17 protein-coding genes are annotated in these 20,983 nt (G+C 70.0%); 7 read left to right on the forward strand and 10 right to left on the reverse strand.

The features are described from left to right. Positions 1–91: 91 nt before the first annotated feature. Positions 92–1,027, reverse strand: a complete 936-nt coding sequence (locus A4X16_RS08970) for a M15 family metallopeptidase (RefSeq protein ID WP_067119585.1) — start codon at positions 1,025–1,027, stop codon at positions 92–94. 81 nt (positions 1,028–1,108) lie between these two features. On the opposite strand from A4X16_RS08970, the gene A4X16_RS17795 reads away from it, so the two are divergent. Together A4X16_RS17795 and A4X16_RS08980 are read left to right on the forward strand one after the other, a co-directional pair. Beyond that, a complete protein-coding gene (locus A4X16_RS17795) occupies positions 1,109–3,229 on the forward strand; it encodes an intein-containing Rv2578c family radical SAM protein (RefSeq protein ID WP_157560064.1) in 2,121 nt (706 codons plus the stop codon). Positions 3,230–3,300: 71 nt separating this feature from the next. Then, the gene (locus A4X16_RS08980; RefSeq protein ID WP_067119587.1) at positions 3,301–3,840 is read left to right on the forward strand and encodes a YaeQ family protein; all 540 of its coding nucleotides are present in this window, start codon (positions 3,301–3,303) and stop codon (positions 3,838–3,840) included. Between the two features lie 211 nt (positions 3,841–4,051). Here A4X16_RS08980 and A4X16_RS08985 read toward each other — a convergent pair whose 3' ends face one another. Beyond that, positions 4,052–6,322: a DEAD/DEAH box helicase gene (locus A4X16_RS08985; RefSeq protein ID WP_067119590.1), complete on the reverse strand. Its 2,271-nt coding sequence runs from the start codon at positions 6,320–6,322 to the stop codon at positions 4,052–4,054. Positions 6,323–6,617: 295 nt separating this feature from the next. Between A4X16_RS08985 and A4X16_RS08990 the strand changes: the two genes are divergently transcribed. Continuing rightward, positions 6,618–7,514, forward strand: a complete 897-nt coding sequence (locus tag A4X16_RS08990) for an aldose 1-epimerase family protein (protein ID WP_067119593.1) — start codon at positions 6,618–6,620, stop codon at positions 7,512–7,514. Positions 7,515–7,636: 122 nt separating this feature from the next. Here A4X16_RS08990 and A4X16_RS08995 read toward each other — a convergent pair whose 3' ends face one another. The 4 genes from A4X16_RS08995 to A4X16_RS09010 all read right to left on the reverse strand — a co-directional run bounded on the left by A4X16_RS08995 (position 7,637) and on the right by A4X16_RS09010 (position 12,331). Beyond that, positions 7,637–10,858, reverse strand: coding sequence for an efflux RND transporter permease subunit (locus A4X16_RS08995; protein WP_067119600.1), 3,222 nt, complete (start codon positions 10,856–10,858; stop codon positions 7,637–7,639). Positions 10,859–10,879: 21 nt separating this feature from the next. Next, positions 10,880–11,473, reverse strand: a complete 594-nt coding sequence (locus tag A4X16_RS09000; RefSeq protein WP_067119602.1) for a TetR/AcrR family transcriptional regulator — start codon at positions 11,471–11,473, stop codon at positions 10,880–10,882. Positions 11,474–11,585: 112 nt separating this feature from the next. Then, positions 11,586–11,945 (reverse strand): fluoride efflux transporter FluC, encoded by a 360-nt coding sequence (locus A4X16_RS09005; RefSeq protein ID WP_067119605.1) that lies wholly within the window; start codon positions 11,943–11,945, stop codon positions 11,586–11,588. Next, entirely contained in the window at positions 11,942–12,331 is a 390-nt protein-coding gene (locus A4X16_RS09010; protein WP_082914377.1) for a fluoride efflux transporter FluC, read from the reverse strand. Before A4X16_RS09010 ends, A4X16_RS09005 begins: the two co-directional genes overlap by 4 nt. A 99-nt stretch (positions 12,332–12,430) precedes the next feature. Between A4X16_RS09010 and A4X16_RS09015 the strand changes: the two genes are divergently transcribed. Beyond that, the gene (locus tag A4X16_RS09015) at positions 12,431–13,960 is read left to right on the forward strand and encodes an FAD-dependent oxidoreductase (RefSeq protein ID WP_067119607.1); all 1,530 of its coding nucleotides are present in this window, start codon (positions 12,431–12,433) and stop codon (positions 13,958–13,960) included. A 1-nt stretch (position 13,961) separates the two neighbouring features. Here the strand turns inward: A4X16_RS09015 and A4X16_RS09020 are convergent, their stop codons facing one another. The 3 genes from A4X16_RS09020 to A4X16_RS09030 all read right to left on the reverse strand — a co-directional run bounded on the left by A4X16_RS09020 (position 13,962) and on the right by A4X16_RS09030 (position 16,153). Further along, positions 13,962–14,765, reverse strand: a complete 804-nt coding sequence (locus tag A4X16_RS09020; protein WP_067119609.1) for a nitroreductase family protein — start codon at positions 14,763–14,765, stop codon at positions 13,962–13,964. Between the two features lie 4 nt (positions 14,766–14,769). Then, positions 14,770–15,144 carry a hypothetical protein gene (locus tag A4X16_RS09025; RefSeq protein ID WP_067119611.1) on the reverse strand — a complete coding sequence of 125 codons (375 nt, stop codon included), beginning with the start codon at positions 15,142–15,144 and terminating at the stop codon, positions 14,770–14,772. A gap of 220 nt (positions 15,145–15,364) precedes the next feature. Then, positions 15,365–16,153 (reverse strand): MerR family transcriptional regulator, encoded by a 789-nt coding sequence (locus A4X16_RS09030; protein WP_067119613.1) that lies wholly within the window; start codon positions 16,151–16,153, stop codon positions 15,365–15,367. Positions 16,154–16,280: 127 nt separating this feature from the next. On the opposite strand from A4X16_RS09030, the gene A4X16_RS09035 reads away from it, so the two are divergent. From A4X16_RS09035 to A4X16_RS09045, 3 genes are all read left to right on the forward strand, one after another. Further along, positions 16,281–18,767 carry a glycogen/starch/alpha-glucan phosphorylase gene (locus A4X16_RS09035; protein ID WP_067119683.1) on the forward strand — a complete coding sequence of 829 codons (2,487 nt, stop codon included), beginning with the start codon at positions 16,281–16,283 and terminating at the stop codon, positions 18,765–18,767. A gap of 106 nt (positions 18,768–18,873) precedes the next feature. Continuing rightward, positions 18,874–19,716: a DUF4097 family beta strand repeat-containing protein gene (locus tag A4X16_RS09040; RefSeq protein ID WP_067119615.1), complete on the forward strand. Its 843-nt coding sequence runs from the start codon at positions 18,874–18,876 to the stop codon at positions 19,714–19,716. Continuing rightward, entirely contained in the window at positions 19,713–20,339 is a 627-nt protein-coding gene (locus tag A4X16_RS09045) for a PadR family transcriptional regulator (RefSeq protein ID WP_067119618.1), read from the forward strand. Before A4X16_RS09040 ends, A4X16_RS09045 begins: the two co-directional genes overlap by 4 nt. A 59-nt stretch (positions 20,340–20,398) precedes the next feature. On the opposite strand, the gene A4X16_RS09050 is transcribed toward A4X16_RS09045, so the two are convergent. Further along, the gene (locus A4X16_RS09050) at positions 20,399–20,941 is read right to left on the reverse strand and encodes a universal stress protein (protein ID WP_067119621.1); all 543 of its coding nucleotides are present in this window, start codon (positions 20,939–20,941) and stop codon (positions 20,399–20,401) included. Positions 20,942–20,983 lie beyond the last annotated feature (42 nt).

The raw sequence follows: 20,983 nt of genomic DNA on the forward strand, positions 1-20,983 counted from the left end.
GCCGCGACAGCGCGTTGTGAGAATGCGTCCCACTTCGCGTGACACCGGGTACCGCTGTTGTCGGATGCAGCCAGACCGCTCGCATCCGCGCTCAGTACGCGTAATCGGGCGCCGCCGGCAACCCGAAGAACTCCTCGAGCGTGTGGAAGCCGCCCTGGTGGTACGCGGCGGCGAGCTCGCGGCCGAGGTAGCGAAGATGCCAGGGTTCCGGCATGTAGCCCGTGATCCCCGCGCCGACCTGCTCGTAGCGGACGATGAACCCGTACTCCCAGGCGTTCTCCGCGACCCACGACGCCTGCCCCGTCGCGCCGAACGACTCGATAGCTCCGCACGATGCGTCACAGGCGACGAGATCGACAGCGAGTCCGGTCTGGTGCTCGCTGTGGCCGGCCCTGGCGGACGCGGCATCCGCCTCCGCCTGGCCGTGGTTCCGCACGTGCGAGGCGTGCGTCGAGACCTGCAGGTCGTACGAGCGGTACCCGTTGTTCGCGCCGATGCGACCGGCGCCCTCGGTCGCCGCGGCCGCCGCGAGCTCGCCCACCGCGGACGCGACGTCGGCCCGGGCCTGGCCCGAGCGGGTCGTCATCTGCAGCGGCAGGTCGGCGAGCGACGCGGGCGCGAAGGCGATCGGCTCGAGCGGTCGCGCCTTGTTCACCACCACCCACACGTGCGCGGGATCCGCCAGCGAGACGCACGGCGCATTGCCGGCCACGACCGCCGCGCGGAAGCTCTCGCCCCCGCCGAAACCGGCGATGATCGCCGCGTCGTCGGCGATGGAGATGGCCTCGAGGACGCTCGGCTCGGAACACGGATCGGCGGCGGTGGTGGCACCCACCTGCACTGACGGGACCTCCTGCACGACGACGGGCTCCGGCATCTCCGACGCGCGCTGGGCGGAGGTCGCGACCGGCGCGCTCGCGATCGACAGCAGGATGCCGACGGCGGTCGCCGCGAGGCCGATCGGCAGAGCGGGTCCGCGGATCGGGGAGCGTGGGGCCGCATGCTGAGGCTGCGGCACGGAGGACATGCCTCAATTGTCTCTTAACCCGATTAGAACAGATATGCGATTCCACTTGACGAAGATTCGCTCCTATGTTCGACTGGAGGCATGCGGTGGCAAGGTCAGAAGCTCGGAGACGTCGACGAGGCGGCGCTGCCCGGACTCGAGAGCCGCGCTGGCGTGCTCCGCACAGTGACGACGCCCGATTTCGCCGGCATGACGTTCCACGAGATCCTGTCGAAGTCCGCTCTGAACCACGTCCCCGGCGCCTCGCGCATGCCGTTCGCGTGGACGATCAACCCGTACCGCGGGTGCAGCCATGCCTGCGTCTACTGCGTATCCCCCGAGACTCTGATCCTGTGCGCCGATGGGAGGCAGCGCCCGCTGGCGGACCTCGAGATCGGCGATCAGATCATCGGAACGGAGCGACAGGGGAGATACCGGCGCTACGTGCGAACGGAGATCCGGGCGAAGTGGTCGACGGTGAAGCCGGCCTACAGAGTCGCACTCGGCGACGGCACGGAGATCGTCGCCAGCGGAGATCACCGGTTCCTCTCCGACCGCGGGTGGAAGCATGTCGCCGACGCGGAGTCGGGACACCGGCCGCATCTGACCACCGCCAACCGGCTGATGGGTTTCGGGATCGGCCGCGCCGGCCGCGCCGTCGACATCTCCTCGCCGTCCTACCGCCGCGGGTATCTCGCGGGAATGATCCGCGGCGACGGCATGATCTTCCATGGCCGCTACCCGAGCGAGCACCGTACTCGCGACATCCACATGTTCCGCCTCGCGCTCATCGACGACGAGGCGCTGTCACGCACGCGGTCCTTCCTCGAAGACGAGGGGATATCCACACACTCTCGCCCTTTCGCCATGGCGACCGAGACGCGGAGCGCGGCCGATGCGATCCACACTGCGGTGAACCGCGATGTCGAGGCGATCGAGCAGATCGTCACGTCGCCTGAGAACCCCGATATCCACTGGGACGCGGGCTTCCTCGCCGGAATCTTCGATGCGGAGGGAAGCTCGTCACGCGGGGTCCTCCGCATCTCGAACAAGAACGAGGAGATCATCTCCCTGATCGACCGATGCATGAGCACCTTCGACATCCCCCATGTGATCGAACCCCCGCGCGCGAACGGCGTCGTGACCGTGCGCGTCGTCGGCGGCCTCCCCAGCCGTCAACGCTTCTTCGCGATCACGGCCCCGGCCATCACTCGGAAGACGGACATCACGGGGACGGCGGTCAAGAGCGTCGCGGACCTCAGGGTCGTGAGCGTCGAGCCGCTCGGCGAAGACCGGGACATGCTGGACATCACGACAGGCACGGGCGACTTCATCGCCAACGGAGTGATCAGCCACAACTGCTTCGCGCGCGGCACGCACGAATATCTCGACCTCGACGGGGGCTCCGACTTCGACTCCCAGATCGTCGTGAAGGTCAATGTCGTCGAGGTCCTCGAGAAGGAGCTGCGCCGCGGCAGCTGGCAGCACGAGACCGTCGCGCTCGGCACGAACACCGATCCGTACCAGCGCGCCGAGGGCCGCTACAAGCTCATGCCCGGCATCATCGAGACCCTCGCCGCCTCCGGGACGCCGATCTCGATCCTCACGAAGGGGACCTTGATCCGACGGGATATCCCTCTGCTCGTGAAGGCGGCTCAGCGGGTGCCGGTCGACGTGCAGATGTCCATCGCCATGTACGACGACGAACTGCAGAAGGCGATCGAGCCTGGCACGCCATCCACGCAGGCACGGCTCGACACGGTTCGGGCGCTGACGGATGCCGGCTTCCGCGTCACCGTATTCCTGATGCCGATCATGCCCCACATGACCGACTCGGTCGAGGTGATCGATACGGCGCTGCGGCGCATCAAGGAGGCAGGAGCCTCGCGCGTGATCTACGGGGCGCTGCATCTGCGCGCCGGGGTGAAGCCGTGGTTCATGCAGTGGCTCGGCGAGTTCCGGCCAGACCTGCTGTCTTCGTACCGCGGTCTGTACCCGGGAGTGTCCGCCGAGGCGCCGAAGGGGTACCGGCAGTGGTTGGCCAAGCGCGCCCGTCCGCTGATCCGGCTCCACGGACTCGACGGACAGCACGAGGACGACTACCCGGTGCGCGGCACCTGGTCGGGCACGTCCTCGACCTCGCCGGCGCGCCCGAGCGGGATCGGACCGGTGCGAACGATCAGGCCGACCGCATCCGCCCCGGCACAGCCGATGCTCTTCTGAGCTCGCCGCGTCGGGCGGGCGATGCACTGCGCGGCGTCGGCCGGGGTTGCCCGAGAGCCTAGGCTCGAAGCATGGCGACCGGTTCCACCATGCACACCTTCGACGTCCAGCTCGCCGACACCGATCGGGGCGTCTACGACGACTTCTCGCTGCGCGCGGCGCGGCATCCGTCAGAGACCGATGCGTACATGCTGACGCGCGTCCTCGCCTACGGACTCGAGTACGCCGAGGGGATCGCGTTCGGCGGTGGGATCTCGCAGACCGACGAGCCCGCCGTCCTCGTCCGCGACCTGACCGGCGCGATCACGGCGTGGATCGAGGTCGGAGCACCGGACGCCGAGCGCCTGCACTACGGCAGCCGACTGTCGGAGCGCACGGTCATCTACACCCACCGCGACCCCGCCAAGGTGATCGCGCCGTGGGCCGACAAGCGCATTCACCGCGCCGAGGACATCCGCGTCTTCAGCTTCGACCCCGGGTTCATCGACACCGCGGCCCCGCTCATCGAGCGCCGCAACACCATGACGATCACCGTCACCGAGGGCACGATGTACCTCGACCTCAACGGCACGAGTCTCACGACGACGATCCACGCGCACGAGCTCGGCTGATCGGCGCGCCCGCGTAGCCGAGCCGCGTTGCCAGCTGCGATTGTGCCCCCGCACGCGAGACAGCGGCAGTCTGGGCGCGCGCGCTCTCGAGAGACGAGGCCCAGGGCCGGGACGAGTGCGGCGAGAACGAGACGCCGCCCGGAGTGAGACGATCCCGACGACGAAGGCCCCACCCCGCGGATGCCAGGGCGGGGCCTTCGCGTCTGACGCGTCAGGACGTGAGGTCGGCGGCGGTCGGGACCCGACCGGCGATCTCCTCGATCAGGTCGTCGTCCACCCGGGCGCTCTCGAAGGGCGCGTCGATCTCGGCGCGCTCGAGCAGCTCGGTCATCCGGCGCTGACGCTGACGGGTGATCAGCGTGACCACGCGACCCGAACGACCCGCGCGACCCGTACGGCCCGAACGGTGCAGGTACGTCTTGTACTCGTCGGGCGCATCGGCCTGGACGACCAGATCGATGTCGTCGACGTGGATGCCGCGGGCCGCCACGTCCGTCGCGACGAGCACGTTCACGCGGCCCGAGGTCAGACGCTCGAGGTTGCGGGTGCGCTTGGCCTGGTTCAGGTCGCCGTGCAGAGACACCGCGGGGATGCCCGCGTCGTCGAACTGCTCGGCGAGCATGTCGGCGTACGCCCTGGTGCGGGCGAACACGAGCGTCTTGCCGTCACGGTCGACGAGCGACGTGAGGATGTCGGCCTTGTCCCGGTGCTCGATCACGAGCACGCGGTGCTCGATCGTGCTGGACTCCTGGTCCTCGCCCGCGACCTCGTACACGGCCGGGTCGACGAGGAACTCGTCGACGAGCGCGGCGACCTCGCGGTCGAGCGTGGCCGAGAACAGGAGCTTCTGGCTGCCGTCCGCCGTGTGACGCAGGATGCGCTGCACCGGCTCGACGAACCCGAGCTCGCACATGTGGTCGGCCTCGTCGAGCACCGCGATGCGGCAGTCCGAGAGGTCGAGCCTGCCCTGGTTGACGAGATCCTCGATGCGACCGGGGGTGCCGATCACGATGTCGACGCCCTTCTTCAGCGCGCCCACCTGACGACCCTGCGGAACGCCGCCGTAGATCTGTGTCGTGAAGAGACCGACGCTGCGCGCGATCGGCTGGATCGTGCGGTCGATCTGCAGAGCGAGCTCGCGCGTCGGAGCGAGGATGATCGCCCGCGGCGAGCGGCCGAACTCACGACGCTTGCCCGCCTGCGACTGCAGCACGCGCTCGACGAGCGGCGCACCGAAGGCGATGGTCTTGCCGGAGCCCGTGCGTCCGCGGGCCAGCACGTCGCGGCCCTCGATCACGGCCGGGATGCTGGCGGCCTGAATCGGGAACGGCGACGCCGCACCCATGTTCGCGAGGGTCTCGGTGATGTTGGATCCGAGTCCGAGGTCGGCGAAGGTCACGCCGTCGACCTCGACCGCTGCGACCGACTTGGCCTCGAGGCGCTCGTGCACGACGTCGTCGGTCGGCTCGAACGCCGCCTTCGGCTTCGCGTTCCAGTCGCTGCGGTTGGGACGCGCGTCACGGGAGGTGCGGTCGTCGCGGCGGGGACGCTCGGTGCGGTACGCGCCGCCCGTCGACGGACGCGAACGCTCGCCGCCGTCGAAGGACCGCTGCGTGCGGTCGCGATCGAAGGCGCGGCGGGCCCGATCGGCGTCGTAGGAGCGCTCGGAGCGCTCACCGAAGCTGCGGTCGCCGCGCGACGGGCGGTCGTCGCGCTGCGGGCGGTCGTCGCGCGAGCGCTCGTCGCGCGAGCGCTCGTCGCGCGAGAAGCGGGCGCGGTCGGCCCCGCGGTCGGCGTAGCGAGGACGCTCGGTGCGCTCGCCTCCACGACCCGAACGGTCGCCGAAGCCGCGGTCGTCACGAGACGGGCGGTCGCCGCGCTGCGGACGGTCGTCACGCGAGAAGCGCTGTCCGCCGCGGTCGTCGCGGAACGAACCGGAACCCGTGGGGCGCTGCCCGTCGCGGTCGAAACGCGGGCGGTCCGAGCGGTCGGCGCCGCGGTCATCGCGACGAGGACGGTCGTCGAAGCGACGGCCGCCGGTCGGGCGGTCGCCGCCGAACCGCGGGCGGTCGCCACCGAACCGCGGACGGTCGGAGCGCTCGTCGAAGCGAGGGCGCTCGTCGAAGCGGGAGCCCTCGTCACGACGGTGCGGCGCCTCGCGGCGACCCGACTCCGCCCGGTTGCGGATGCTGCGGGCCTCATCGCGACCCGCGCGCTCCTGCGGGGACCAGCGCTGCTTGGGAGCGCCGCCCTCCTCGGCAGGACGGTATCCGCGGTGTCCCGCGCTGCGGCTGCCGGGACGACGGTCGACGCCGGCCGAGGCGGGACGCCGCTCGCCGGCATCCGCCCGTCCGCCGCGTGCGACGCGACCGGCGTCGCGTCCGCCCGCGTGACGGTCGTGGAAGGAGGTCTTCTTCGCGCCGTAGCGCGGCTCGAAGTTGGCGGACGGACGTCCGCCGCGGGGCTTCTTGTTCTTGGGCATGGGTGTGTCCTTCTGAGTTCTCGCACGAGAACAGCGCTGCGCACACGCGCGAGCACCCTGCGCCGGATCCAAGAGTGATCGGGCTCGGGGTTCCGGACTGTCAGCGGCCGGGGCCATTCATGTGATGGTTGATTTACGTCGATCGACGCTCACCATCGGCCCCTGGACTCACACTTCTTACACAAAAACGTCCGCGCCATGCGCGGGTGTCCGAAGCCGACTCCATCAGTCTACCGGTCGGACCTGGGAGAAGCCCCGGCCCCCCGCCACGCTCGGCTCGCCATACGATGGCGAGGTGAACTCCGCATCCCCCACCGGCATCCAGGTGCACCTCCAGCTCGGCGAAGTGAGCGCCCAGATCGCGCAGGTCGGCGCGTCGCTCCGATCCCTCCGCATCGGGTCCGTCGACCTGATCACTCCCTACCCGCTCGACATCCCCACCCCGTCCTGCTCGGGAGTGGTGCTCGCCCCCTGGCCCAACCGCGTGCGCGACGGGAAGTGGGACGACGACGGGACCGAACGGCAGCTGGCGATCACTGAGCCGAAGCTCGGGAACGCCAGCCACGGCCTGCTGCGGTTCACCTCGTACGACATCGCCGAGACCGCCGCCGGGGCGACTCTCAGCGCCACCATCGTGCCGCAGACCGGCTACCCGTACCTCATCGAGACGAGCGTGACCTACGTGCTCCGCGCCGACGGGATCGACGTCAGCCACGCGCTGACCAATCGGTCCGACGCCGCCGCGCCGGTCGCCCTCGGCACGCACCCGTTCCTCATGATCGGCGACGTCGACACCCACGACCTCGTGCTCCGCGTTCCGGCGCACACCGCGTTCGAGACCGATGAGCGGATGCTGCCGACAGGCATCCGTCCGGCCGAGCCGGCGCTGCGCGACGGCATCCGCATCGGAGACACCTCGCTCGACACCGGATTCACCGACCTCGACCGCGACCCCGACGGGCTCGTCCGCCACTCGCTGACCGCGCCGGACGGCCGCCGCCTCACCCTGTGGCAGGGCGCCGGCTTCGACTTCGCGCAGGTGTTCACGACGGTCAAGTACCCCGGGCAGCCCCTCGCGATCGCGATCGAGCCCATGACCGCTCCCGCCGACGCGCTCAACAGCGGCCTCGGCGTGCGCCGCCTCGACCCGGGCGAGACCTGGACCCTCGAATGGGGCATCACGCTCGATTGAGCGGGCTCCCGCGTTTTCGACCGATCCGCGTTCACAACTCAGCATGAAGACGCCGATGCCCACCCGGAGAACGTTTCCGGATGGGCGTCGGCGCGGTCTCTGCTGAGTTGTGAACCGCGCGGCTACTCGCCGCGCTCGCGCAGCTCCCGGCGAGTCAGCTGCGACGCGTGCGGGAGTTCGGCGGAGCCCCCTGCGAAGGCCGGCTCCTCCGCGGACGAGAGCAAGGAGGCGGATGCCGGTCCCGGCTCGTCCGACGGCTCGTCGCCGGACGAGGGCGCGTCTCGGTCCGCCGCCCCTCCCTTGCGTGCCCGGCGCCTCTCCTTCGCCCCCTCGACGAGGTTGTACAGGGTCGGCAGCACGATCAGGGTCAGCACGGTCGACGACAGCAGACCGCCGATCACGACGATCGCGAGCGGCTGCGAGATGAAGCCGCCGTGTCCCGTGATGCCCAGCGCCATCGGGGTGAGCGCGAGGATCGTCGCGAGAGCGGTCATGAGGATCGGACGCAGACGCTTCTGCCCTCCCGCCATCACGGCGTCCGCGGTCGACAGGCCCTTCTCGCGGTACTGGTTCACGAGGTCGATGAGCACGATCGCGTTGGTCACCACGATGCCGATGAGCATCAGCACGCCGATCAGCGAGGCGACGCCGAGCGGCACCCCCGTCAGGATCTGCAGCAGGATCGCACCGGTCGCCGCGAACGGCACCGAGACCAGCAGCAGCAGCGGCTGGCGCAGCGACTTGAAGGTCGCGACCATCACCACGTAGACGATGAGAATCGCGGCGAGCATCGCCAGACCGAGCTGCGAGAACGAGTCGGCCTGCTGCGATGCGACGCCGCCGACCTCGGCCGATGCGCCGTCGGGCAGGTCGACCGCCGCGAGAGCCTCCGTGACCGACTGGGTCGCGACGGCGAGGTTGTCGGATGCCGGGGGCACGGTGATCGTCGCCGTGCGGCGCCCCTGCTCCGTGGTGATCGACGTGGGGCCGTTGCGCTCCTCGACGGTCGCGATGTCCTGCAGCTGCACGATGCCGGCCGGAGTCGGGATCGTCAGCTCACGCAGCGCCTGGGCCGTCGCCGGAGGCTCGGACGTCGCGAGGTAGACCGTCAGCGCGGTGTCGTCGATCTCGACGGTGCCGAGCTGCTGCGGGCGCATCGTGTTCGACACGATGCCGCCGACGGCCACTTCCGACAGGCCCCGCTCGGCGGCCGCCGCACGGTCGACCACGACGGCGAGGTACGGAAGCGCGGCGGCCAGGTTGTCGGTGACCTGTCCGATGCCGTCGCGGTCGGCGAGCTCGTCAACGAGCGCAGCGGTGGCGGTGTCGAGGTCGTCGGCGTTCGATGCCGAGACCGTGATCTCGATGTCGCTCGACCCGAGGCCGGCGGATGCCGCGACCGACACCTCTCCGACGTCGTCGAGACCGTCGATCGCGTCCTGGACCTCGGCGCGGAGCTTCTCCTGATCGGCGTCGTCGTCGGTCAGCACCGAGTAGGTCACGCCCGCTCCGCCGGAGAACGCGTCACGCAGCGCCGATCCGCTGGATCCGATCGAGGCCTGCACGTGCGTGATGCCGTCGATGTCGAGCAGTGCGTCCTCGACGGCGATCGCGGCCTCGGACTTCGTCTCGAGGCTGGCGGTCGGACCGAGGTCCTGCGTCACCGTCATCGTGTTCTGCCCCGAGTCGCTCAGGAAGTTGACCTTCATGAGCGGTGCCGCCGCGAGCGTCGCACCGAGCACCACGACGGCGAGGATCACCGTGAGTCCGGAGTGCTTCAGCGTCCACCCGAGGATCGGACGGTATCCGCGCTGCAGCGCCGTGGGCGGGGCATCCGGGTGCTCGGGGTCGATCTGCGCGCCGGTGTCGTCGAGCAGGGGCTTGCCGGGACGCAGGAACCAGTAGGCGAGCACGGGCACGATCGTGAGCGACACGAGCAGCGAGGCCACCATGGCGATCGTGACGGTCATCGCGAACGGCCGGAACAGCTCGCCCACCATGTCGCCGACGAAGACGATCGGCAGGAACACCGCGACCGTGGTGATGGTCGACGACGTCACGGCCATCGCGACCTCGCGCACGGCGAGGCGGATCGCGTCGCCCTTGTCGGCGTCGCCGACGTAGTGCCTCTTGATGTTCTCGATCACGACGATCGAGTCGTCCACCACACGGCCGATCGCGATCGTGAGCGCGCCGAGGGTGAGGATGTTCAGCGAGTAGCCGAACGCCTGCAGGCCGATGAACGTGATCAGCACGCTCGTGGGGATCGAGATCGCCGTCACGAGCGTCGACCGGATCGACAGCAGGAAGACCAGGATGACGATGACCGCGAAGACGAGTCCGAGGAGGCCCTCCGTCGCGAGCGTCTCGATGGACTGCACGATGAACGGCGCCTGGTCGAAGATGATCGTGAACTCGGCATCCGGGAACGCCTCGCCGATCTCGTCGAGCGCGGCGATCACGCCCTGGGAGACCTCGACCGTGTTCGCGGCCGGCAGCTTCGTGATGGAGATCGAGAGCGCGTCCTCCCCGTCGACGCGCGAGATCGAGGAGATCGGGTCGGTCTCCTGCACCACGGTCGCGACCTCGCCGATCGTCGCGGTGGTGCCGACGAGCGGCAGCGCGGCGATCTCCTCGACCGAGGTGATCTTCGCGCCGGTCTGCACCGTGAGCGTCTGACCGTCCTCGGTGATGTCACCGCCGGGGAACAGCGTGCCGTTCTGCTGCAGGGCATCGCCGATGGCCTGCGGGCTCTCGCCGAGCGCCGCGAGCGCGGCCGCATCGGGGGTGATGGTGATGCGCTGACCCACGCCGCCGATGATCTGCGCGGCGTTGACGCCGTCGACGTCCTCGAGGTCGGGGATCGCGACGTTCTGCAGCTCAGCCTGGGCGTTCTCGGCGTCGTCGAAGCCCGTCACGGCGACCTGGATCACCGGGAAGTCGTCGATGGACACCGCGAGCACCTGCGGGCTCACGTCTTCGGGCAGCTGCCCCGAGATGCGGTTGATCGCCTGCTGGATCTTCTGCTCGGCGGTGGCGAGGTTCGTGCCGTACGCGAAGGTCGCCTGCACGATCGACGCGTTGGTCGTGCTCGTCGCGGTCGTGCCCTCGAGGTCGGGCACTCCCTGGATCGCCGATTCGATGGGCGTCGAGACGTCGTTCTCGACGACCTCGGGCGAGGCGCCGGGGTAGGTCGTCATGACCATGAGGTTCGGCAGCTCGAGCGACGGGATGAGCTCCTGCTTGAGGTTCGTGAGAGCGAGCCCGCCGAACACGGCGGCGACGATCGTGATGAGGGCGATTAGTGCGCGGTTCTTGAGACTCAGGACGGCGAGTTTCGACAAGACGGTTCTCTCTCGGTCGGGTCAGGCTGGTGCTGCGGCGATGGATGCGGGTGCGGACGCCTGGCCGGGGGTGAGGATCCCGGCGAGGGCGTCGCGGATGAGCTCTTCGTCGAGCGGCTCGTCGTGGATCTGCGCATGCCACAGTACGCCGTCGATGAAGACGGCGGCGGCCCTGGCACGGTCCGGCCCGTGGACGGGAGACATGAAGCCGACGACCTCGTCGGACCACTGCCTGGCGAACGCGCGCACGCGAGGGTCGTGCACGGCCGCCGTGACCACCGCGCGGTCGGTCTGCACAGCACGGTGGTCGTCGAGCGCCTGTCGCACGAGTCGGGCGATGCCCGCCGGCGTGACCCCCTCCGCTTCGACCGCGCGCCGGGTCTCCTCGATGCCCTGCTGGATCTCGTGGGCCAGCGCGCCGAGGGCGGTCTCGCGCAGATCGTCGAGGGTCGCGAAGTACTGGGTGGTGGCGCCGAGCGGCACGCCGGCGCGTGCTGCGACCTTGCGGTGCGTCACGGCATCCACGCCGACCTCGATGATGAGCTCGGCCGCGGCGGCGACGATCTCGCGGCGGCGCGCCTCGGGATCGCGGCGGCGGCGCGTGCCTTCGCTCATGCGTGCCCCCTGGATCTGCCGTGTACGACCGTACATGTACGTTTGTACATTCTGCCCGGGGAAGCTGAGCATTCGCCGGGCGCCGAAGGCCGACGGATCCGACCCGGTCGGCTCAGAGCGCCGCGCCGAGGGCGAGGCCGAGTCCGGCCGCGACGAGTCCGAGCACCAGCATCCCGATCGCGTTCGCCGCCGACGCCGCACGCTCGCCGTCGCGCCACAGGGCGACCGTGTCGAGCATCGCGGTGCTGAACGTCGTGTATCCGCCCAGCAGACCCGCGCCGAGGAGGAAGGCCTCGTGCGGCAGCGCGGTCGTCACGAGACCGAGCGCGAACGAGCCGGAGACGTTCACCACGAGGATGCCCCACGGGAAGCGACGGCCGGCCGCCCTGGCGACGCCGACGTCCAGCGCATAGCGCAGCACGGCTCCGACGCCTCCGGCGAGCGCGGCCGCGACGAACAGGAGAGGGGTCACGAGACGTCTCCCCCACGAGCCGGCCGCGTGCAGGGACGGCCGAGGCGCAGCCCGAGCGCTGCGGCCGCGAGGCCCAGCACCAGGCTGCCGACGGCGTAGGCGACGGCCAGCAGCGGCGCATCGACCCCGAGCGCGAGCGTCCCGGTCATGAAGGCGCTGTACGTCGTGAAGCCGCCGAGCACGCCCGTGCCCAGCAGGACACGGGCGTCGGTGGTCTGCGGGATGCGGGCTGCGAGGATGCCGATCGCCAGCGATCCGAGCACGTTCACGACGAGCGTCGCGGTCGGGAAGCCGCCGGCATCCGGCATCCCGAGTCCCACCGCGAGGCGCGCGGCAGTGCCGACACTCCCGCCGAGCAGCACGAGAAGCAGTCGGCGGAGGGTCACGCGGCCACTCTAGTCGCGGCGCGGAGGAGCGAGCGTTGCGCAGCCGGGCACCGCTGTCAACCCGTTGGGCGAGGTTCGCCGCTCGACGAGACTGACAGCATGAAGCCCCTGTGGAAGCTCGACCGCACTCCGCCCGCCGGTACGCCGTTCGACCCCGGTGCGCGACACGAGGTCGTCATCGTGGGGGCGGGCCTCACCGGCCTGACGACCGCGGTCATGCTCACCCGAGCCGGCCTCGACGTGGCCGTGATCGACGCCGGCACCGTCGGCCAGCTCGCGACCGGCGGCAACACGGGCAAGCTGTCGCTGCTGCAGGGTCAGCGCCTGGCCGAGATCCGCCGTCACCACTCCGCCGATCTCGTGCGCGCCTACGTCGACGCGAACCGCGACGGCATGGACTGGCTCGTCGGGTTCGCCGACCACGCCGGCGTCCCCTACGAGCGGCGCACCGACCACACGTACGCCCAGCAGATCGACGGTCTCGTCACGGTGCGGGAGCAGCACGAGGCCGCACGCGAAGCCGGGCTCCCGACGCGGATGCTGTCGGGCGGCGACCTGTCGTCCGCGCCCTTTCCCGTGGTCGGCGCCGTGGCGCTCGACGACCAGGTGACGATCGACCCCATGGTCGTGGCCCAGGCGCTCGCCGAGGAGCTTCTGGCCGGAGGAGGGACGCTGCACACCGGCACCCGCGTCACGGCGACGCACGTCCTCCCCGAGCCGCGCGTCGAGACCACGGCCGGACCGATGTTCGCCGACAACATCGTGATCGCCACCGGCTACCCGATCCTCGATCGAGGGCTGTACTTCTCGAAGATGCGCGCGTTCCGCTCGTACTGCGTCTCGTTCCGCGTGCCCGGGGACGTCCCGGCCTCCACCTTCATCTCGGTCGACAGCCCCAGCCGTTCCATCCGTCCGGTCTCGGCTGCCGACGGCCCCGGAGGCACGGCGCAGCTCGTGGTCGGCGGCAACGGCCACCCGGTCGGCCGCTCCGACGGCGAGGCCGCGCAGGTCGAGGACCTCGTCGCGTGGACGCAGGAGCACTTCCCCGGAGCCGAGGAGACCCACCGGTGGTCGGCGCAGGACTACGAGTCGCACAACCTCATCCCGTTCGTCGGCGCGATGCCGCGCGGCCTCGGCAGCATCCGCTTCGCCACCGGCTACGCGAAATGGGGCCTGTCGAATGCGCCCGCCGCGGCGCTGCGGCTCACGGCCGAGCTCCTCGGCGCGCACCGGAAGGAGCGACCGTCGTGGATGACGGTGCTCGGCACCCGGCTCACCGTGCCGGCGGATCTCGCGCAGGGCGCCGTCGAGGGCCTGAAGGTCGCGGCCGCCGCGACGTCGGGATGGGTCAAGGCCGAGTCGCGGTCCGTGCCGGTGCCGCGCCCCGCCGAGGGAGAGGGCGTGGTGGCGAACCGCGGCGGACTGCCGGTCGGCATCTCGACCGTCGACGGCGTCACGCGCGCGGTCGACGCCGTGTGCCCGCATCTCGGCGGCGTCCTCGACTGGAACGACGCGGAGTGCACCTGGGACTGCCCGCTGCACGCGTCGCGCTTCGCGGCCGACGGGACCAGGATCGAAGGCCCCGCGCTGAGCGACCTGAAGCCGCTGCCCCGCACACCCCAGGGCTGAGTCAGCCGCCGAGCGGCTCGTCCCAGCCCTGCTGGGGCACGTCGCAGCTCTCGCGGAACACGTACTGCGAGGCGAGCTTGCGCTGATGGCTCGACCAGTCGATCGCGGGGCGACGCTGGTCGTGCGGCAGGTAGCCGAGGCGGTACACGGCCATGAGCTCGAGATCGTCGGGCACGTGGAGCAGCTCGATGATCTCCTCCCAGCGGCCGGGCACCTCCATGGGGAACGAGATGAACTGGATGCCCATGCCGAGCTCGACCGTCGTGAGCCAGACGTTCTCCATCGCCGCGCCCATGCTGAAGACGGAGTAGAACGACGACAGCTGTCCCGGTCGGTACTCGCTGCGATCGAGCATCACGCCGAGGAGCAGCGGCGACCCGGCCACGAGCTTGTGGTTCTCCTCGCCCAGGGTCTTGGGGACGCCGAACGTGTTCATGAGCTTCTGCCCGCGCTTCGTGAAGACCTGGCTCGTGAAGGGCCGGAGCGCCGCGGGGAGCTTGTCGAACAGCATCCCGCTCCGCTTCTCCTCCATCTCGGCCTGGCTGAAGCGGAAGTACGGCTTGTAGCGCTCGAAGAACGTGCCGTTCGACATCGCCTCGGTCATACTCTCGCCCGAGATGCGCGCGATGCGGTCGATCGTCTCGCGGTTCTCGATCACGACGAACCGCCAGGGCTGGCTGTTCAGCTGCGACGGTGCGCGCCCGGCGGCTTCGAGGAGGATGCGCTGATGCTCCTCGGAGACCGGATCGGGCAGGAACGGCCCGTTCGTGGTCTTGCGGCGGCGGATGGCGTCGAGCAGTTCCATGCGGTCACTTCCGGTCGGACGGGATGCGCGAGACGATGAGCCCCGCGACGATGAAGGGCGCCGCGGCGAGCGCGACGAGAGGATGCCGTCGGCCGTGCGTGCCGAGGTACGGGATGGCGGCGAGCGGCGCGGCGGCCGGCGCCAGGGCGAGGGCGGCGCGTCGACTCGCGATCTTCGGGCGACCCCACAGGACGGCCGAGAACGCCGCGGCCGAGGTCGCGCACGTCGCGATGTACATCGCATGGTGCAGCCAGCGGAAGTTCCGCGTGTCGATGAGCCCGGTCGCGACGGCCGTGCCCAGGGCGACGTTCGCGGTGTAGGCGGCGGCAGCGCCGACGAACAGCGGGGCCGCGTTCGTGCGTCTGCGGCGGTGGGGCATGTCCCGACCCTACGCCGATACCCGGCATCCGGTCTCGCCCTTGCCGAGGTGTCCCGATCTGTGCCAGGCACGGAGTCCTCTGCGGGGCCGAGAGCGCACCGCCCGCGCGGTGCGGGGCCAGGAACGCACCCGAACCCCTCGATTCCGATGCGTTTCCGACCCCGCACCCGCGGGAGGATGCGTTCCTGGCCCCGCACGCGCGCGGATGCCGAGGCGACGCCTACAGGTTCGCCTCCGCGTAGACGCGGAGCGCGTCGCGGACGAACTCCGCTCCGTGCGTGCCGCCGGCGGACGTCTCGTAGTTCGCGCCGAAGCGCGGATCTGCGACGTACATCTCGCCGAGGCCGATCACGTACGCCCTGACGTCGCCACCGGGCGCGGCAGCCGGAGTCCCCGGGATGCCGGTGAGCCACTCGACGTGGCGACGGGCGACCTCCTGCGCCTCGGCGGATGCCGGGTCGATGCCGCTCTCGGCGGCGGCGACCCAGTCCCGGCCGAGGTCGGAGACCCGCTGCTGCCAGTCGGCACGCTCGGCGTCGCTCATGCCACGCCACCAGCGGTCGCCGTCGGCGTAGGCCGTGCGACCCCAGCGCTGCTCGACCTCATCCTGGTACTGCGTGTGGTCGAAGCCGTCGAACATGTTCTCTGCCATCAGTTCTTCACCTCCTCTCAATGCCTCGATGGTGCTCTCGACCGACGCGATTTGCCGCCCCAGCCGGTCCTGCTCCTCGCGCAGCAGCGCGAGGTGGGTCTCGAGCGCGGACGCCTCGGTCTGCCGCCCGGACGCGGCGGCCAGGACCGCCGCGATCTGCGTCAGTCCCAGCCCGAGCTCCCGCAGCAGCAGGATGCGCTGCAGTCGCACGAGTGCATCCCGGTCGTAGTGCCGGTAGCCGTTGCGCGCGATACGCGTCGGCGGCAGCAGGCCGATGTCGTCGTAGTGACGCAGCGTCCTGCTGGTGGTGCCCGCGAGGCGGGCGATCTCCTGGATCGACCAGTCCCGATCATCCATCGCGCTCTCCTTCCGTCGTCCGATGACTCCACGGTAGAAGTTGACGCCGCGTCAAGGTCAACCGCGAAACCGATATTCTTCATCCGCCCGTCACGTGAATCGCCGCCGCGCTCGCTACGGTCGTCACGTGCCCGAATCGCGCCCCGCCTCCCATCCGCTCGCCCTCGCCCCCGTGACCGCTCCCCCGCGGACGGCGGATGCGTTCGCGAGACGGTTCCTGCACAACCTGAACTTCGCGCGCGGGGTCGCGCTGTCGGCGTCCAGTGCGAGCGACCGCTATCTCGCTCTCGCGCACACCGTGCGGGACTACCTGACGGCTCACTGGCTCGAGGACGTCCGCCGTCAGAAGGAGACCCAGGCGAAGGCCGTGTGCTACCTCTCCGCCGAGTACCTGCTGGGTCGTCAGCTCGACAACGACCTGCTCGCCGCCGGGCTCGCCGAGATCGCCGCCGAGGCGCTCGCCTCTTGTGGCGTCGACCTCGACGAGCTCCGCGATCAGGAGGTCGAGCCGGGCCTCGGCAACGGCGGACTCGGCCGACTCGCGGCGTGCTTCATCGACTCGCTCGCCACGATGGCCGTGCCGAGCATCGGCTATGGCATCCGCTACCAGTACGGGATCTTCCGGCAGACGTTCGTCGACGGTCAGCAGGTCGAGCAGCCCGATGCCTGGCTCGCCCTCGGCTCGCCCTGGGAGTTCGCCCGGCCGGAGGACGCGCAGACCATCGGGTTCGGGGGATGCACCGAGACGTACGACGACGACGGCGTCGAGCGCAGCCGCTGGGTGCCCGCGTGGAACGTGCAGGCCGTGCCCTACAACTACATGGTCCCCGGCTTCCAGAACGGTCGCGTCAACACGCTCCGCCTGTGGAGCGCCGTCGCCACGGACGCGTTCGACCTGCGCATCTTCAACTCGGGCGACTACGAGGAGGCCGTGCGGGCGCAGACGTTCGCCGAGAACATCTCGAAGGTCCTGTACCCCGAGGACTCCACCCCGCAGGGCAAGGAGCTCCGGCTGCAGCAGCAGTACTTCTTCGTCGCCGCCTCGCTCCACGACTTCCTCGACACCATGCTCTCCGACGGCTTCGACCTGGCCGCACTGCCCGAGCGGGTCGTCTTCCAGCTCAACGACACCCACCCGGTGATCGCCGTCCCGGAGCTCATGCGCGTGCTCGTCGACGAGCGGAGGCTCGACTGGGACGACGCGTGGGAGATCACCCGGCGGTGCTTCGCGTACACGTGCCACACGCTGCTGCCGGAAGCCCTCGAGGTCTGGCCCGTCGAGCTCCTGGGCCGCCTGTTGCCCCGCCACCTGGAGATCATCTACCGGATCAACGACGAGTTCCTCGACTCCGTGCGGGAGCGCTTCGGCGACGACGAGAGGCTCGTGCGCGACATGTCGATCATCGCCGAGCAGCCGGTGCGCTCGGTGCGGATGGCGTATCTCGCGACCGTCGCGGGTGCGAAGGTCAACGGCGTGGCCGAGCTGCACTCGCAGCTGCTGCGCGACAGGGTGCTGCACGACTTCGACGTGTTCTTCCCCGAGAAGTTCACCAGTGTCACGAACGGCGTGACGCCGCGGCGCTTCCTCCGTCTCGCGAACCCGGAGCTGTCGTCGCTCATCACGGCCGCGATCGGCGACGGCTGGACCACCGATCTCGAACGCCTGCGCGAGCTCGAGCCGTATGCCGATGACGCCGAGTTCCGAGCGGCCTTCGCGGAGGTGAAGGCCGCCAACAAGCGTCGCGCGGGCGAGACCCTGCGGGCCCGCGACGGCATCGACATCGGCGACGGGCACCTGCTCGACGTGATGGTGAAGCGGCTGCACGAGTACAAGCGGCAGATGCTCAAGGTGCTCCACGTCGTCACGACGTACGAGGGCGTGGTGTCGGGTCGGGTCGCGGCCGAGGACCTCGTCCCGCGCACCGTGATCTTCGGTGCGAAGGCCGCGCCGGGCTACGCGATGGCCAAGCGCATCATCCATCTCATCAACGCCGTCGGCGAGGTCGTGAACGCCGACACGCGGCTCGAGGGCCGGCTGCAGGTCGTCTTCCCGCCGAACTACACCGTGACCCTCGCCGAGCGCGTGATCCCCGCCGCCGACCTCTCGGAGCAGATCTCGCTCGCCGGCAAGGAGGCGTCCGGAACAGGGAACATGAAGTTCGCCCTGAACGGGGCGCTCACGATCGGCACCGACGACGGCGCGAACGTCGAGATCCGCGAGCTCGTCGGCGACGAGAACTTCTTCCTGTTCGGGATGAGCGAGCCCGAGGTGTCGGACCTCGCGGCGCGCGGCTACCGTCCGGAGGAGTTCGTCCAGGCGGATGCCGGGCTGCGGCGCGCGATCGACCTCATCGCCTCGGGGGCGTTCGCGCACGGCGACCGGTCGGTGTTCGAGCCCGTCGTCTCGAATCTGCTCCACGAGGACCGCTTCATGGTGCTCGCCGACTACGCGTCGTACATCTCCGCACAGGAGAGGGTGGACGCCGCGTACGCCGACCAGGACGCCTGGATCCGCTCGGCGATCCTCAACGTCGCCCGCACCGGCTTCTTCTCGTCCGACCGCTCGATCAGGGACTACATCGACCGCATCTGGCACACTCCGCCGCTGGCCTGACCGTCGTTTCCGCGGGTTCTGCGACCCCCTTGACAACATCGAGATATATCGTGTTATCCTCGCAACACACGATATATCGTGATCCCTCAACCCAGGAGAAGCAGACATGACCGAGAAGTGGCTCATCGCCCCCGGCGAGGAACGCGTCATCGACATCGAGAACGTCACCCGCCTCAAGATCGGTCTGGTCGGCGGCCAGGTCGACGTCATCGCGCACGACGAACCCGGCATCCGCATCGAGGTGCACGGCGTCACCACCAAGGACCTCCGCATCGAGGCTCAGAACGGCGAGGTCGAGATCGACCACCCGCAACTGGGCTGGGACAACTTCCTCGAGGTCTTCCGCAACTTCGGCTCCGGTGGGCCCAAGGCCGAGGTCAGTGTCGCGGTCCCCCGCTCGATCGCCCTCAACCTGGGCGTCGTCAGCGCCGGTGCGCTCGTCTCCGGCATCCGCAACGACACCCGCCTCAACACCGTCTCCGGCGACATCATCGTCGACACGCTGATCGGCGACCTCATCGTGAACTCCGTGTCGGGCGACGTGCAGGTGCGCGGCCTCACCGGATCGATCACCGCGAACAGCGTCTCGGGCGACGTCGCGGTGACCGGCACCATCCGCAAGGCGACCGTCGACATCGTGTCGGGCTCGACCCTCGTCGACGCCGCGGGCGACGTGAACACCATCAACGTCAACTCGGTCTCGGGCGGAACGACGGTGCGCCTCGACGAGTCGCTCGCCGCGAACTACGTCGTGCGCTCGCTGAGCGGACGCCTGCTCATCGACGGCGTCGAGCGCGGCTCGTCGGGCATCAACAACTACACCGGCTCCACGGGCGAGCTCGCCGGCCGCTTCGTCGATCTGCGCGCCAACTCCGTGTCAGGCGGCGTCACGGTGCTGCGCCGGACGCCCGCATCGATCGAGAACGACGCCGAATGGGAGGAAGCATGAGTCCCGCGGTCTTCTCGCACGGCGACCTGCGCCTGTACCTCCTGTCGCTGCTCGCCGAGGCCCCGCAGCACGGCTACGGCATCATCCAGGCGCTGACCGACCGCACGGGCGGGACGTACACGCCGAGTGCCGGGACGATCTACCCGCGACTCGCGAAGCTCGAGGAGGAGGGCCTGGTCACGAAGACCGTCGACGGCCGCACCACGATCTACGCGATCACGGATGCGGGACGCGCCGAGCTCTCCTCGCGCGAGGGCGACCTCGCCGGCATCGAGGCGGGGCTCACCGATTCGGTGCGGCTCATCGCCAACGAGGTGCGCCAGAGCGTCAAGGAGGCCATGAAGAGCCTCCGCGCCGATCTCGCGACCGCCGAGAAGGACGACCGCGCGGCGTCGAAGGGCCGTCCGCGCACCGCGGGCGACGACGAGCGCATCGTCAGCCGCGAGGAGCTGCACCGCGCGGATGCCGTCGTCAACGCCTTCCGCGCACGCGTGCGCACCGACCTGCGCACGCACGTCGCGAAGGGCGGCAGCCTGCCCTCATCGGTCGTGTCGGAGCTGGAGGACGGACTGGATGCCGCCGCGCGCCGCATCACGACCGCCCTGGCGTCGCTCGGACGCTGACACCCCCGCGTCGAAGCCCCTTCCGTCCGCCGACGGGAGGGGCTTCGGTCGTCCGGATGCTACTCGGTCCAGATCTCGGCCTGGGTGTCGGGAACCGGATCCTCGAGCGGCACGACGAGCACCGACCGATGCTGACGGTGGGCGAGACGTGCGGCGACAGAGCCGGTGAAGAACTCCCTGATCGACTCGCCGATCCCGCGCTTGCGGGTGCCGACCACGATCAGCTGCGCGTCGAGCTTGTTCGCGAGCTGCTTGATCGCCAGCGCCGGATCGCCGACGAGCTGACGCGCGGTCCAGGTGATGCCGGTGCCCTCGAGCGCCGCACCCGCCTCGGACTGCACGACCTCGAACTCGGCGGTCCCCGCGTCGAAGTTGATGTCGATGGGCGCGGAGTGCACGTACCCGTCCGGGTCCTCGTATGTCACGAACCGGGTGACGTCGACGTGGGCGACGACGAGCGGCACTCGCAGGAGCCGCGCGAACCGCGCGGCCTCGTCGATCACGTGCCGGGGCTGACCGGGCTGCATGCCGACGATGACGGCTTTCTGCAGGGTCGCGTTCTGAGCTGTCTCCTCAGAGGGCGTCGAGGTGCTGTCGGTCATGAAGATCGCTCCCTTCCCCAGCCTGGCATCAGCCAGAGCGGT

Origin of the sequence: Microbacterium sp. H83 (assembly GCF_001650405.1) — a bacterium.
GTDB lineage: Bacteria > Actinomycetota > Actinomycetes > Actinomycetales > Microbacteriaceae > Microbacterium.